The organism is Litoreibacter albidus, from assembly GCF_900107015.1.
Classification (GTDB): domain Bacteria; phylum Pseudomonadota; class Alphaproteobacteria; order Rhodobacterales; family Rhodobacteraceae; genus Litoreibacter; species Litoreibacter albidus.
In genome coordinates, this window is record NZ_FNOI01000008.1 from 76,526 (window position 1) to 89,455 (window position 12,930).

The 12,930-nt window shown below is 59.4% G+C and carries 14 protein-coding genes; 6 read left to right on the forward strand and 8 right to left on the reverse strand.

The window, feature by feature from the left end; genetic code table 11:
- Positions 1–233: 233 nt before the first annotated feature.
- Positions 234–944, forward strand: a complete 711-nt coding sequence (locus BLW66_RS15525; protein WP_089948076.1) for a DUF2971 domain-containing protein — start codon at positions 234–236, stop codon at positions 942–944.
- Between the two features lie 287 nt (positions 945–1,231).
- Here BLW66_RS15525 and rpsO read toward each other — a convergent pair whose 3' ends face one another.
- On the reverse strand, positions 1,232–1,501 hold the full coding sequence (gene rpsO, locus BLW66_RS15530) for a 30S ribosomal protein S15 (RefSeq protein ID WP_089948078.1): 270 nt from the start codon (positions 1,499–1,501) through the stop codon (positions 1,232–1,234).
- Positions 1,502–1,867: 366 nt separating this feature from the next.
- Between rpsO and BLW66_RS15535 the strand changes: the two genes are divergently transcribed.
- On the forward strand, positions 1,868–3,247 hold the full coding sequence (locus tag BLW66_RS15535; RefSeq protein ID WP_089948081.1) for a calcium-binding protein: 1,380 nt from the start codon (positions 1,868–1,870) through the stop codon (positions 3,245–3,247).
- 12 nt (positions 3,248–3,259) lie between these two features.
- Here BLW66_RS15535 and BLW66_RS15540 read toward each other — a convergent pair whose 3' ends face one another.
- The 6 genes from BLW66_RS15540 to rbfA form a co-directional block, all read right to left on the reverse strand.
- Complete coding sequence (locus BLW66_RS15540; RefSeq protein WP_089948084.1) at positions 3,260–4,162, reverse strand: alpha/beta hydrolase; 903 nt, start codon at positions 4,160–4,162, stop codon at positions 3,260–3,262.
- A 56-nt stretch (positions 4,163–4,218) separates the two neighbouring features.
- Positions 4,219–4,725, reverse strand: coding sequence for a DUF1643 domain-containing protein (locus BLW66_RS15545; protein ID WP_089948086.1), 507 nt, complete (start codon positions 4,723–4,725; stop codon positions 4,219–4,221).
- A 32-nt stretch (positions 4,726–4,757) separates the two neighbouring features.
- Complete coding sequence (locus tag BLW66_RS15550; RefSeq protein WP_089948257.1) at positions 4,758–5,225, reverse strand: hypothetical protein; 468 nt, start codon at positions 5,223–5,225, stop codon at positions 4,758–4,760.
- A 186-nt stretch (positions 5,226–5,411) separates the two neighbouring features.
- On the reverse strand, positions 5,412–6,338 hold the full coding sequence (gene truB, locus BLW66_RS15555; protein WP_089948088.1) for a tRNA pseudouridine(55) synthase TruB: 927 nt from the start codon (positions 6,336–6,338) through the stop codon (positions 5,412–5,414).
- A 79-nt stretch (positions 6,339–6,417) separates the two neighbouring features.
- Positions 6,418–7,152, reverse strand: coding sequence for a phosphodiester glycosidase family protein (locus BLW66_RS15560; RefSeq protein ID WP_170833504.1), 735 nt, complete (start codon positions 7,150–7,152; stop codon positions 6,418–6,420).
- Positions 7,136–7,555 carry a 30S ribosome-binding factor RbfA gene (gene rbfA / locus BLW66_RS15565; protein ID WP_089948263.1) on the reverse strand — a complete coding sequence of 140 codons (420 nt, stop codon included), beginning with the start codon at positions 7,553–7,555 and terminating at the stop codon, positions 7,136–7,138. Before rbfA ends, BLW66_RS15560 begins: the two co-directional genes overlap by 17 nt.
- Before the next feature lie 78 nt (positions 7,556–7,633).
- Between rbfA and dapB the strand changes: the two genes are divergently transcribed.
- Both dapB and BLW66_RS15575 read left to right on the forward strand, forming a co-directional pair.
- Positions 7,634–8,434 carry a 4-hydroxy-tetrahydrodipicolinate reductase gene (gene dapB, locus BLW66_RS15570; protein WP_089948090.1) on the forward strand — a complete coding sequence of 267 codons (801 nt, stop codon included), beginning with the start codon at positions 7,634–7,636 and terminating at the stop codon, positions 8,432–8,434.
- Positions 8,435–8,611: 177 nt separating this feature from the next.
- Entirely contained in the window at positions 8,612–9,454 is an 843-nt protein-coding gene (locus tag BLW66_RS15575; RefSeq protein ID WP_089948094.1) for a hypothetical protein, read from the forward strand.
- A 127-nt stretch (positions 9,455–9,581) separates the two neighbouring features.
- On the opposite strand, the gene BLW66_RS15580 is transcribed toward BLW66_RS15575, so the two are convergent.
- A complete protein-coding gene (locus tag BLW66_RS15580; protein WP_089948097.1) occupies positions 9,582–9,755 on the reverse strand; it encodes a DUF1674 domain-containing protein in 174 nt (57 codons plus the stop codon).
- Between the two features lie 60 nt (positions 9,756–9,815).
- Here BLW66_RS15580 and BLW66_RS15585 point away from each other — a divergent pair, with 60 nt between their 5' ends.
- Entirely contained in the window at positions 9,816–11,108 is a 1,293-nt protein-coding gene (locus BLW66_RS15585; protein WP_089948099.1) for an RsmB/NOP family class I SAM-dependent RNA methyltransferase, read from the forward strand.
- Between the two features lie 66 nt (positions 11,109–11,174).
- Positions 11,175–12,923 (forward strand): heparinase II/III family protein, encoded by a 1,749-nt coding sequence (locus BLW66_RS15590; protein ID WP_244508671.1) that lies wholly within the window; start codon positions 11,175–11,177, stop codon positions 12,921–12,923.
- The last annotated feature ends 7 nt before the right edge of the window (positions 12,924–12,930 follow it).

Genomic DNA, 12,930 nt, shown 5'->3' on the forward strand with positions numbered 1-12,930 from the left:
GTCTGGGCGTCACGTCTCAGATAGCGCGGCTATATAGGGGTTTAAGGCATTTGGGAAGTGGGGAGGTTTTACGCAGGCCCCAATGGCGGATTTGGGGGCTTTGCTGCCGGTCGTATCTTCGGAAGAAATGACCGTTCCCAGCCCGAAGCGGACATCGACTATGGGTGGGTTGAGCTTTAGTTACTGTCAGCCCAACCTTGCGCCGTAGGGGCCATTCCTGAGAGGATAATTAAATGTCAAATACGGTTAGACTATTTTACTTTACTTGCGACCACTGGGCGGCTGAGAATGTGAAGAATCGCCGATTAAAGTTATCGTTTCCTAACGATGTTAACGATATCTTCGAATTTCGACCGTTTGATTTTGGGGATGTTGAACAGGCACGATTGCGCCGAAAGGCTTGGCTTGATGCGATATATAAATACTCAAAATCTCAAGGATTCATTTCGTTTTCTGAGAGTTGGGCTGTGCCTACAATGTGGGGGCACTATGCAAACAACCATAAAGGTGTCTGTCTGGGTTTTGACCTCCCCATTCGTCGGGATGATCAAGTCGCATACGCTGATAAAATTGACTATGTCGATTACCTGCACCCTATAGATGGCCGGATTTTAACGGATGCCGCATACAACGAGGAAATGGTCAACATCGCTCGTAAGACCAAAAGTAGTCATTGGTCTTATGAGGAAGAGTGGCGCTATTGGTTTTCGCTTTCAGACAAAGAGAAGGAGCTGAAGCTCTCGAAGCCGGATGAATTAATCTTCGCTGACTTCGACGCAAACCTTGTTCTAAGAGAAGTGATATTTGGAACTAAATCGGCCCATACCACAGAAAGCTTCAAGACATTTCTTCGTGAGGACGACAATGTAAAATTCACCACAGCACGACCATCTTTCCGTCGATTTGCGATGGTCCCACAACGGCACATAAGCCTCAAAAAATAGGCGAATCCTCTTGAAGTAATTGTGTCGGCGCGGCTCAAATCGGTGACTTTGCAAAGGTCGCTATCTGCGCATAGCGGCCATCGGAGCAAAGTGCAGACACGACGATAAGGCCCCCAACCAGACATCTACCCTTCCATCAACATCGCTCACTCGAACGATCCGGCACCCCTGTGATGCAAAAACGCCCGCCGGTTAGGGCGGGCGTTTCTGAAATCTCTACCGTATGTGGCCCGCAGGTTTTCGGTGAAAACCGCTACACCACACTCCGTTCAAACCAAGGTTTGACCTTAGCGGCGAATGCCGAGGCGTTTGATCAGGTCTTGGTAGCGTGCTTCGTCTTTGGATTTTGTGTAGTCCAAAAGCTTACGACGCAGGGCAACCATTTTCAAAAGGCCACGACGACCGTGGTTGTCTTTTTTGTGGGTCTTGAAGTGCTCTGTCAGCGTGGTGATGCGCGATGTCAGAATGGCAACCTGTACTTCAGGGGAACCAGTGTCACCCTCTTTGGTTGCGTACTCTTTCATCAGGCGTGCTTTTTCTTCAGCAGTAATCGACATCGGGGTCTCCTTTAAAGGTTAGTGTGAATGGCGCAGGCCGGGATGTCGTCCAGCAAGGCCCATGGAGTGACCCACCAATGAATGGCGGATGGGCGCGTATAGGGCGTTTAGGCGCAAAAGGGAACCCTGATTCTGTCAGGCGCAAAGGTCGGGTTTGCCAGCCGCTCGCCACTGTTAACCAAGCTCGTTACGCGCGGATTTCTGCATAAAATCGTGGCCAGTGGGGCATTGTCCCCGAATGCAGAACAAAGACGGGGATGTGGCAAAAGTTTGGCGCAAATGTGGCGATTTTTATGGCAGTCCGGCTGGGTCTTAACATAAGCTTACCTGAGTTTGTATTTTACGCCCCTCAGAGGAGTTATTGAGATGTTCGGAGTAGTTGGCCTGTTGGCTTTAGTTGGTTTGCTTGGTGCAATTTTTGAATCCGACGACGATGACGCAGCACCGGTAGATCAGGGCGAGGTCGATCCAACGCCGATTGACGGCGTGATTGGCGACAACTCCGACAACCTCATCAACGGCACAATCGACGTCGATATCATGGAAGGCCATGCAGGCGACGATACGATTTCCGGCCTAGAGGGTGACGACAAGATCGCAGCCGGTCGCGGCGATGACACCGTGAACGGTGGCGACGGCGACGACGACATCCGTGGCAGCGACGGCGAAGACACGATCTTCGGCGATGCGGGCGACGACAAAATCAACGGCGGCGCCGATGCGGACAGATTGTCTGGCGGCGAAGGCGATGACATCATTCGTGGCGCTGGCGGTGCGGACCAAATTCTGGGCGACGCAGGGGATGACAACATCAACGGCGGCACAGGCAATGATATGATCGGCGGCGGCTTTGGCGACGATACTATCGCTGGCGGCGGCGGCGATGACCTGATCAACGGCGCAGAAGGTAACGACACAATCACAGGCGGTGGCGGCAACGACAGCATCCTTGGCGGTGCTGGCAATGACGTGATCGAAGGCGAAGGCGACAACGACGAAATCTACGGCAACGAAGGCGATGACAATCTGGCCGGCGGCGCTGGCAATGACTTCGTAAATGGCGAAGACGGCAACGACCGCGTTGCTGGCGGCGTTGGCGACGACATTCTGGGCGGTGGCCTTGGTGAAGACACGCTGATCGGTGGCGCGGGCAACGATCTGTTGCTGGGTGCGTTCGACCCTGACGCCCCATTCGGCCCGCTTGATGCGGACGGTGCGGATACGCTCTACGGGAACGAGGGCGACGATGTGATCTACATCGGCTCCGGCGACACCGCAGTTGGCGGCGAAGGCTCCGACACATTCGCGTCCGGCACGATCATCCGTCCGGGCGAAGCTGGCTTCGTTGAAGACTTCAATCCTGACGAGGACGTGATCCAGCTGCACTACGATGCCACGGTATCCGACGCACCAGTGGTCACGGTTGAGGCCAACGAAGACGGCTCCGCCAACGTCACCATGGACGGCAAAGTTGTCTTGGTCATCAAAACACCTGGCGATCTGGACAAGGACGATATCAAGGTGAAAACCGTGCTGACGATTGATCCACCGGCACCAGCAGCTCCAGATAGTGGCGAAGAAGCTCCGGTCGCTGAAGAGCCAGTGACAGAAGAGCCAGCCGCTGAAGAGCCAGTGACAGAAGAGCCAGCCGCTGAAGAGCCAGCAGGCGAAGCTGATCCTGTGGTCGTGGAAGAGGTGACCCCAGTGGTCGTCATGCCACCGGCTGAGGAACCTGTCGCAGCCTAACTGGCGATCCCGTCAGTCTGATCTAAAGAAAGCCCCGAAACAGTCGAGCACTGCGTCGGGGTTTTCTTCCATTACGAAGTGCCCGCTGACGCAGGATTGCGCGCTCACGTCATCCGCCCAGTTGTCCCACAGGCGCGCAGGGTCACCTGTTTGGCCGGGAAACCCGCCTTCCGCCCACAAGAATTTCAACGGCGCGCTGATTTTACGCCCAGCCACGCGGTCGGCCTCATCCAGCGCCCGATCGAACGTCGCGCCTGCGCGGTAGTCTGCGCACATCGCATGGATACGCGCCGGATTCTTGGCTTGCCTGCGGTAGCTTTCCAATGCGGCAGGCGGGAAAATGTCCAGCGACTTCGCATTCACCCAGCTGGCCAGCGTGTGGCCCATATAGGCGACAGGGTCGGCGTCGATCATGCGCTCGGGCAGGGGGTGCGGTTGGGCAAGAAAGGTCCAGTGGTAGGCCTTCAGCGCCAGTTCTGCGGTCCAAGATTTCCAAAAGTCGCCGGTGGGGACGATCTCGATAATCCCTAAACGCGCCAATCGGTCAGGGTGGTCCAGCGCAAAGCGGTACGCCACACGTCCGCCCCGATCATGGCCCAGCACATGCGCTTGCGCATGCCCCAAATGATTCAGCACGCCCACAAGGTCTTGCGCCATCTGCCGCTTGGAATAGGTCGCGTGGTCTGTGCTGTCGTCATGCGGCGCGTCGCTGTCGCCATAGCCGCGCAAGTCGGGCACAATGCAGGTGAACGCGTCGGTGAACTGCGGCGCAATGTTTAGCCAGCACATGTGGTTTTGCGGGTACCCGTGCAAAAACATCAGCGCAGGCCCCGTGCCCGCGACATGTACCGACAGCGTCACGCCGCCCACGTCAATGTGGTGGCGGGTAAATCCGGGAAGGTCTGATTGGGTCATGATGCGCTCCGTTCTTGCGCTCTTATAGGAGCGGCATGCAGCGGCGCGATCAAGGTTTATTCCCAAAGCTCAGGTTGCTTCACATAGGCAATGTAGAGCGGGTGCTTGGGGTGTCCGGCCTTGCTCAGACCTAGATGGTAGAGCGGCTTGCCCACCGTCCGCATCAGGGTTTCGACCTGCGGGCCACGCTGCAAATGCGCGCCATGCGTGCCCCAAGCGGCCACAACCGTGTCCGCCCACTGGCAGGCCTCCACGATGGCGGCATCATTGGCCGCGCCAATAGGCTCTGCGGCCTTCTTCATCTGAAACGGGTCGGTGTCGCGCCACGCGAAGATGTTGCAAACGCGAAAGGCCCCGAAGCCTAATGCACGCGCCCGACGCTCGCACCGCTCGACCGTGGGGTCGTTTTGCACTTCTGTCGCGGTGGACGGGTTCAGCATGACAAAGGCGACCTTACGCCCCGCGCCATCCCATTCGCGCGTCAGCGTGTAGCGGTAGCGTTCGCAGTCGGAATAAACCGCCGTGGAGGCGGCATCATCCTTCATATGTGTGCGGGTAATCATGGGCTGGCTTGTGCCAGCCCATGCCGTCTGGTTCAAGCCTGCGCTTTGTCTGCGAAAGGTCCACGCTCAATCACATAGACCGCGACCAAGGCGTAGAGGATGTGCCCCCACAGCGCGACCCATGTGATGCCGGTGAAGCCAAGGAACGGCGGGTTGCCTGCGATCAGATGTGCCACGAAATAAAGCGCGAAGACCCACAACCCGATGCCGTACACAGTCGCCGTGACAGCCCAATGCAGGCTTGGGATGATCTTTTGCTGGATAGGGCGCGCCACCAGCAGGTAGCCCAGCGAATACACAAACATGCCGGTCAGGATGTGCAGAATGTCGCCCGCACCCTTCGGAATAGACCCGAACACCGTTTTTAGGGTCGCAGTGGCAAGGCCAACAGGTGCCAGCTTGGCGAAGCCGAAGGCAGGAGAAAGCCCTTGGCCGAACAGGTCAAAGGCGATGGTGGCAAGGGCGCCCGCAAGAAGGATGGTCCAGATTTGGCGTTGCATGATGTGCTCCAGTGTTGAATGTCGCAATCTTTGTGCAACGCTGGTGCGCATCTGAACAGATACCTCACGCAAATGCGTAGTCCGCGCGGCAGTGTCGTGAACACTGTAACAATTCAGGCCCATTTTTTGGTAAAACGGGCCGCCTTGAGGGCGGCACAGACGCCGAACAGGCTGAATTGTTACAATTTATTCGCTGATGGTGCTTTGGGCGGTGTTGAAAACCCGCGACGGGTGCAATTCGCCCGCCTTGTAGCGACCAACCGCAACCGCCTGCCCGTTTAGCGAGGCCCACGCCTCGTCGCCGTATTCCACGCTCGATCCGATCACCAAGCCGGGGTTGCCGTTGCGCAGCTTCACCGCGCCGCTTTCGGTCGTTGGCAGCTCTGGCAGATCTGCCAAGCCAATTTCCAACGGGCCTAGAAAGTCCATGATTGCGTCGGTTTTTGCGACAGCTTCCAACTCTTCCAGCGTCACGCCGTCCTCTACATCGAACGGGCCGGACCAGATGCGGCGTAATTCGCGCACATGCCCGTGGCAGCCAAGGGCCGCGCCCAAGTCCCGCGCGATGGAGCGCACATAGCCGCCCTTGCCGCACACCATCTCCAACGTCACGTGGTCGGCGTCGGGGCGTGCCACGAAGGTCAGCGCCTCCACGAACAGTGGTCGCGCCGCGATTTCCACGTCTTCGCCGTCGCGGGCCAGCTTGTAGGCGCGTTGGCCGTCAATCTTCACGGCGGAAAACTTCGGCGGAACCTGCATGACGTCGCCCACAAAGGCGGGCAGGGCGGCGATGATCTCGTCGTCACTCGGGCGCGCGTCGCTCTCGGCAACCACTTCACCCTCCGCGTCATCCGTATTGGTGGCGCGCCCAAGGCGTACCGTGAACTGATACGCCTTCATCGCGTCGGTGATGAATGGCACGGTTTTCGTGGCTTCCCCAAGAGCGATGGCTAGAACGCCCGTGGCGTCAGGGTCCAGTGTACCCGCATGGCCCGCCTTCTTGGCGTCAAACGCCCAGCGCACCTTGTTCACCACAGATGTGGAGGTAATCCCCGCCGGTTTGTCGATAACGACCCAGCCTGAAATGTCGCGGCCTTTTTTACGGCGTCCCATGGTGTGCTCCTGTATTCGAAGATCGGGTGCTATTGCGGGGCGGCATGGGCGTCAATCCCCCAGATCACCGGCCTTGGGGTCATTGCGACGGCAAGGCCTGCCCTATGATCGGCCCCATACGCGGCCCGGCGTCGACTCGGCCCTCACTGGCGGCGTAAAGTCGCGACACCGTGCCGTCCAAAAACAGCGCGTTCGGGCTGTCCAACACATCGCGGTAAAGCGTTGCCATATCATGAAAGCGCACGAACCCGTTGGAGATCACGAAATGCGTCCGACCCAGCTTGTCCACACCAACCCCGTTGCGACGTTTGCGCGATGTGCTGTCCGGCATAAACTTCGGGTGCAGCTTGCCGTCGATCACCAGCATCGGGCCGGATTGCGTGGCAATGCGGCAGGCGGGCGGGTCGGTGGCGAAGGTGCGGCTCTCGATCACGCGCGCCTCTTGGTTGGCGACGCAGAACACCCCGTTCGGCAGCAGCGCAAAGTTGCCCGGCCCCTCGCGGGTCACGATCGGCGCTTGTTGCTGGTGATTGGCGATAAACAAGCCGACCGCGCGGCGGTCCTCGTGGTACATGCCGCCGTTCATCGCAAACGTCAGGGTCTGCCCCTGCTCTGCCAGCTGCTCTTGCAGGGAGAAGAACTCCCCCACCACGCGCCCGTCATTGTCTTTCAGCCAGAGGTTGATCGTCGCCGCGTTCTCCACCGTGCAAACCGTGTAGCTGTCGCCCCGATGCGTCACGTCGCGGCAGGGCTCCGCCGCCGCAGCGCCGGCAAACATGCAAGCCAGTAGCGCGTATTTAATCTTCGCCAGCATCGTCGTCGTCAGCCGCCAGATCGCGGCGCACGTCTTCTTGCGCGAACAGGCGGTTGGTCTCGTCCATGCGGTCAAACGTGTCGTCCAGCAGGAACCGGATGTCGGGCGAATGCTTCACCGACATCTGCTTGGTGATCGCCTGACGGATCGCCCATTTGTTGCGCGCCAGTGCCGCGATGGCCTCATCCTTGCCCTTGCCGCCCAAGGGCAGCACAAAGGCCGTCGCAATCCGCAGGTCGGGCGTGACACGCACCTCGCTGACGGTGATCGACATGCGGTTCAGGTCCGGATCATGGATTTCCCCACGGTTCAGGATGTCCGACAAGGTGCGCCGGATAAGTTCGCCCACACGAAGTTGACGTTGCGATGGGCCTGCGCCCGCGAATTTTGAGTTCTTAGCCATGGCCTCGCACTTAAGCCCCTTGCCACCGCCTTGCAACAGGTCCTACACCGTTTGGGCTATAGGATATGAGGGTTTTTAATGACTGGCATCGTGATTACAGGCGCATCTGGCCGTATGGGGCAAATGTTGATCAAGGTCGTTCAGGCCTCCGACCACGCGCATCTTGTGGGCGTGACGGAGCGGGAGGGCCACCCATGGATCGGTCAGGATCTGGGTGTCGCGATGGGTCAGACGGCGCTGGGCGTGCCCGTGGTGTCCGACGCCATGTCCGTGGTCAAAGATGCGCAGGCCGTCATCGACTTCACCTCCCCCGCCGCGACCGTGGCCATGGCAAAGCTCGCTGCTCAAACGGATGCGGTGCATGTGATTGGCACCACCGGTCTGAGCGACGATGATCTGGCCCAGATCAAAGCCGCCGCTGCGAGCGCCACGATTGTGCGCGCTGGCAACATGAGCCTTGGGGTGAACCTGCTGGTGCAGCTCACCAAAAAGGTCGCCGCCGCCTTGGACGAAGACTACGATATCGAGGTCGTAGAGGCGCACCACCGCCACAAGGTCGACGCGCCGTCCGGCACGGCCTTGATGTTAGGTGAGGCCGCAGCCGAGGGGCGCGGCGTGGCGCTGCCAGACGTCAAAGACAGTGGCCGCGACGGCATTACAGGCGCCCGTAAACGCGGCGACATCGGTTTCGCGGCCATCCGTGGCGGGGATGTGGTGGGGGAGCATGACGTGATCTTCGCCGCCGACGGCGAACGCATCGTGTTGCGCCACATAGCCACCGACCGCGCGGTCTTCGCCCGCGGCGCGCTGAAGGCGGCTTTGTGGGGGCAGGGTAAAGAGGCTGGCGAATACGATATGCTGGATGTGCTGGGCTTGTAGATGTCCGCTTCTAGGTGACCAACTTGCTATCCGAGGGCCCGTAAGGAGCGATTCAGTCGCTCCCACATCCTGCAGGTAATCTGCAACACAGCTTACCAAGTGGGGTTTTGAGGGTAGGACAAGGGTCCACGGTCACATAGGGTAAGGGGGATAATTATTGTCTGGTAAAGTCTCTCCATGAGTTTTCTTGTCATTGCTCCTGCGACATTGGCCCTTTGGGTCGTTTGGTTTTCCGTCTGGACAATTTTGAGACAAGTTCCGCCAATCCTAGAGTACGGCATTTGGGATGTTAGGCTTTCCACGGGTGCGTTGGTGATCTCCGCGATCTTGCTGGGGCTATCAATCAGTCTCTTGCATGCTCTCCGCGCTGGAAGTGATCGCGCGACAAAAATCTTCGGCGTGCTGGCCGTAATGGTGGCGACGCCGCCGATATTCATTGGGGCCCGCGCCAACCTGCCTGTATTCGGCTACAGCTATTACGCGGGTTTCGATTGGATTGCTTCGGAACAGGTACAGCTTGCATGGTTGGCGTTGGTAGTGCTGTCCGTTTTGTATTTCGCCCATCGCACGATCGTCCGTGAACCTCTTCGCACTGAGGCAAAAATGCCTGTTAGATCTTCATATCAGATCTGGATGATGACGTTGTATTGGGTGCTGACAGGCTGGTTTACTGTGTTGGCCCTGAACGCTATATCGCCTTTCTGGTCACAAACTTGGATCGAACTGTTCGAGGATGTAACCAGCGGTGAATCCTTCAGGTTAAGGTTTTCGCCACAGAACGTCTTGATCGTGGCAATTGCGTTAGGGCTTTGGTTGCGCTCAGGTGCAACACTTTGGTTAGTCTCAGTTTGGGCCTTCGCATATCATTTCAGCAGTTTTTTCAATTTGGCCAGGTATTATCCAAAAGACCACACCAACGGTCCGCCGAAGGATTACTGGCTCAATCATCCTGTGTTGATACTGGGCATTCTTTTGGCGGTCATTTTCATCCAGCGGGCGAAGGTGATCCGAGCCGTTTGATCTTGAAGGTTACTGCCGACAACGATTTAGGTTTTCAGCTCTAAGCCTCAGGTCGCGAGCTTCCGACTAAACCGCCATTCGTGCTGTTCGCAGCATTGGTCATTCTGCCCTCAAAACGGACGCCCCACTAAAAATCGACCGCTATCCCCTTACGTTCCCAATCGCCGTAGCGCACGGGCTCTGGGCCGTCGCGGCCGCCCAGTTCTGAGGGGAGGTCCAGCTCTTTTGCGGCCTTCTTGCGCGCGGCGGCTTCTTCCAGTGCGCGAAGGGCCGCTGGGGGCAGGTCTTCTTTGTCTGTCATGGCTCGCGTCCTTGTTCCGGTCCTGCACTTGATATACGGCCCTTGGGCAAGGAGACAAGTATGACGCAAGACGACACCTCACCCTCTGGCCTTCATGCCCGCCGTGCCGCGGTTCAACTGCTGCGGGGCGTGTTGGAGGAAAAGGAACAGCTGTCCGTGCTGCTCGGCAGTGGCGTGCTGGACCGGCTGCAGCCCGCCGACCGCGCGCGGGCGCAGCGTTTGGCGACGACGACCCTGCGTGAGCTGGGGCGGGCCGATGTGGTGATCTCGCAATTCGTCGAGAAGATGCCGCCGGATGTGGCGCTGAATATTCTGCGCCTTGCCGTGGTGGAGCTATGTGTCGAGGGCGAGGCCCCGCACGGTGTTGTGGATAGCGCCGTGAACCTGATGAAGCGCTCTGGCCGTTCCCCGCGGATGGCGGGACTGGCGAATGCCGTGCTGCGCAAGGTTGCCACCGAAGGCCCGCAGATGTGGGCGGATATCCCCGCGTCGCCCATGCCCAAGTGGCTGCGCCCGCGTGTGGTGCATTTGTTTGACGAGGCCACCGTGCAAGGCATTGAGGCCGCGCATCTGGCAGGCGCACCGTTGGATATTACCCTGCGCGATGAGTCCAAGGCCGACTACTGGGCCGAACAGCTTGGCGCGGAGGTGCTGCCGACGGGTTCCCTGCGGGGAACCGGCTCTGTGCAAGTGACTGAATTACCTGGGTTCTCTGAAGGGGCGTGGTGGATTCAAGACGCCGCCGCCGCGATGGCCGCGCGGATGCTTGACGCCCAAAAGGGCGAGCAGGTGCTGGATATGTGCGCCGCACCGGGGGGCAAAACCATGCAACTTGCGGCGACGGGGGCGGAGGTCACCGCGCTGGATATCTCTGCCGACCGGATGGCGTGGGTGGAGGAAAACCTGCAACGCACGGGCCTCACCGCGAAACTGATGGTGGAGGACGCGCTGAACGCGCCGGACGATATTTTATACGATGCAATCTTGCTGGATGCGCCCTGTTCGGCCACCGGCACGATCCGCCGTCATCCCGACCTGCCCTATGTCAAGGACGGGACGCAGCTGAGCGAACTTTTTGCGCTGCAAGCTGATATGATCGACACGGCGGTTGGCCTTCTGAAGCCGGGCGGTCGGCTGGTGTTCTGCACCTGCTCGTTGCTGTTCGACGAGGGGGAACGTCAGGCCAAAACCGCTATGGCACGGCATGGTTTGACCGAGATCGAGACCAATCTGAAAGGCGTGGAGCCTGCGTGGCGCAGCCGCGTTGGCGGGCTTCGACTGTCGCCAAGCTACTGGGCAGACCGTGGCGGAATGGACGGCTTTTTCATGATTGCGATGCGCAAACCTGAATAATCGGTGACAGGTCTGCTTGCTCCGCGTAGATTCGCGGACAAAAGAAGCAGACGAAAAGTCGGTGATATGGGCATTGAGGCTAAAGTCGCACCATCCTTGGGGATGGAGCGCAACATTACATTTATGGACAAGGTGCATGCACGGCTGAGTGCCATGGGTGCGCAGGCAACGGGTTTTGTCTCGCAGCCGGAACCCCGCACGATTGGCTCCTTCGCCAAGGGCAAGCAACTGGCGGCGGGGAACTTCCAGTTCGGCGGGCATCTGGTGCAGGCAGAGGGGCGTTCCCTTTGGGAGATCACACCGCCCGACGCGATGTATGAGGCGGAGCTGAACGGCTTCACGTGGCTGGATGATCTGGCCGCCGTCGGGGACCGCGCGTCGCGGCTGATGGCGCAGGCATGGGTTAACGAATGGATTGACCGCTTTGGCCGTGGGCGCGGGCTTGGCTGGTCACCGGACCTGACGGGCCGCAGGCTGATCCGCTGGATCAACCACGCTTTGTTCTTGATGAACGGGCAAACGCCCGAGACCAACGACATCTACTACAAATCCTTGGCGCATCAGACGGCCTATCTTGGGCGGCGCTGGTCGGTGGCGTCGCGCGGGTTGCCGCGCTTCGAGGCGCTGACGGGGCTTTTGTATTCCTCGCTGAGCCTGAGCGGCATGGAGCGGTTCGCGACGCCGTCGACGAATGCCCTTGCGCGCGAATGCGCGGATCAGATTGACGCGGAGGGGGGGATTCCCACCCGAAACCCCGAAGAATTGCTGGAAGTGTTCACGTTGCTCACATGGGCCGCAGCGGCGCTGCGCGAGGCGGGGCGCACCCCGTTGCCCGCGCATTTGGATGCCATAGAGCGTATCGCGCCAACCCTGCGTGCGCTTCGCCATGCCGACGGTGGCTTGGCGCGGTTCCACGGCGGTGGGCGCGGTTTGGAAGGGCGGCTGGATCACGCATTGGCGTATTCCGGTGTGAAGGCGGCGCAGTCGCGTGGTTTGGTCATGGGCTACGCGCGGATGTCCGGCGGGCGCACCAGCGTTGTGATGGACGCTAGCGCACCGCCCGCACGCAACGTGTCGCGCACGGCGCACGCAAGCACCTTGGCGTTCGAGTTAACATCGGGGCGCCGCGCGCTGATCGTGAACTGCGGCTCCGGCGCACCGTTCGGTGCGGAGTGGCGCAGGGCGGGGCGGGCGACACCGTCGCATTCAACGCTGTCCATTGATGGTGTGTCCTCGGCCAAGCTGACGGCGCAACTGCACGGCGAGTTCCTGACTTCCGGCCCTTTGAAGGTGACGGAGCAACGCACGGTCAGCGAAAGCGGCCACGAGATTATCACCAGCCACGACAGCTATTGCGCAGAATACGGTCTGACCCACGTGCGCAAAATGGACCTCAGCCTTGATGGGCGCAGGGTAACCGGAGAGGACACGCTGGCCGCGCTGTCCGACCCCGACCGCGTGCGGTTCGAGGCGCATATGAACAAGGTTTCGCTGCAAGGCGTGCCCTATTCGATCCGCTTTCACCTGCATCCAGAGGTCGACGCATCGCTTGATATGGGCGGGACCGCGATCTCGCTTGCCTTAAAAAGTGGCGAAATCTGGGTGTTCAAACCATCGTTTTCCGCGAAAATGACGATTGAACCCAGTGTTTATCTGGAAAAAGGGCGATTAAAGCCCCGTGCGTCCAAACAGATCGTTTTATCCGCGCGCGTGATGGAGTATGCGAGCCAGGTCAGCTGGTCATTGGCCAAAGCGCAAGACACGCCGTCTTACCTGCGCGATGTGGATGAGGACCTTGAGCTGGCGCTGAACTGACCTCTGC

What these genes read in the sequence shown, in the direction of transcription:
- BLW66_RS15540 (WP_089948084.1), bottom strand. Translation starts at nt 4,162, where the DNA reads ATGACCCAATCAGACCTTCCCGGATTTACCCGCCACCACATTGACGTG.
- BLW66_RS15560 (WP_170833504.1), bottom strand. Translation starts at nt 7,152, where the DNA reads ATGCTGGCGAAGATTAAATACGCGCTACTGGCTTGCATGTTTGCCGGC.
- BLW66_RS15585 (WP_089948099.1), top strand. Translation starts at nt 9,816, where the DNA reads ATGACGCAAGACGACACCTCACCCTCTGGCCTTCATGCCCGCCGTGCC.
- BLW66_RS15535 (WP_089948081.1), top strand. Translation starts at nt 1,868, where the DNA reads ATGTTCGGAGTAGTTGGCCTGTTGGCTTTAGTTGGTTTGCTTGGTGCA.
- BLW66_RS15525 (WP_089948076.1), top strand. Translation starts at nt 234, where the DNA reads ATGTCAAATACGGTTAGACTATTTTACTTTACTTGCGACCACTGGGCG.
- BLW66_RS15545 (WP_089948086.1), bottom strand. Translation starts at nt 4,725, where the DNA reads ATGATTACCCGCACACATATGAAGGATGATGCCGCCTCCACGGCGGTT.
- rpsO (WP_089948078.1), bottom strand. Translation starts at nt 1,501, where the DNA reads ATGTCGATTACTGCTGAAGAAAAAGCACGCCTGATGAAAGAGTACGCA.
- truB (WP_089948088.1), bottom strand. Translation starts at nt 6,338, where the DNA reads ATGGGACGCCGTAAAAAAGGCCGCGACATTTCAGGCTGGGTCGTTATC.
- BLW66_RS15550 (WP_089948257.1), bottom strand. Translation starts at nt 5,225, where the DNA reads ATGCAACGCCAAATCTGGACCATCCTTCTTGCGGGCGCCCTTGCCACC.
- BLW66_RS15575 (WP_089948094.1), top strand. Translation starts at nt 8,612, where the DNA reads ATGAGTTTTCTTGTCATTGCTCCTGCGACATTGGCCCTTTGGGTCGTT.
- BLW66_RS15580 (WP_089948097.1), bottom strand. Translation starts at nt 9,755, where the DNA reads ATGACAGACAAAGAAGACCTGCCCCCAGCGGCCCTTCGCGCACTGGAA.
- rbfA (WP_089948263.1), bottom strand. Translation starts at nt 7,555, where the DNA reads ATGGCTAAGAACTCAAAATTCGCGGGCGCAGGCCCATCGCAACGTCAA.
- BLW66_RS15590 (WP_244508671.1), top strand. Translation starts at nt 11,175, where the DNA reads ATGGGCATTGAGGCTAAAGTCGCACCATCCTTGGGGATGGAGCGCAAC.
- dapB (WP_089948090.1), top strand. Translation starts at nt 7,634, where the DNA reads ATGACTGGCATCGTGATTACAGGCGCATCTGGCCGTATGGGGCAAATG.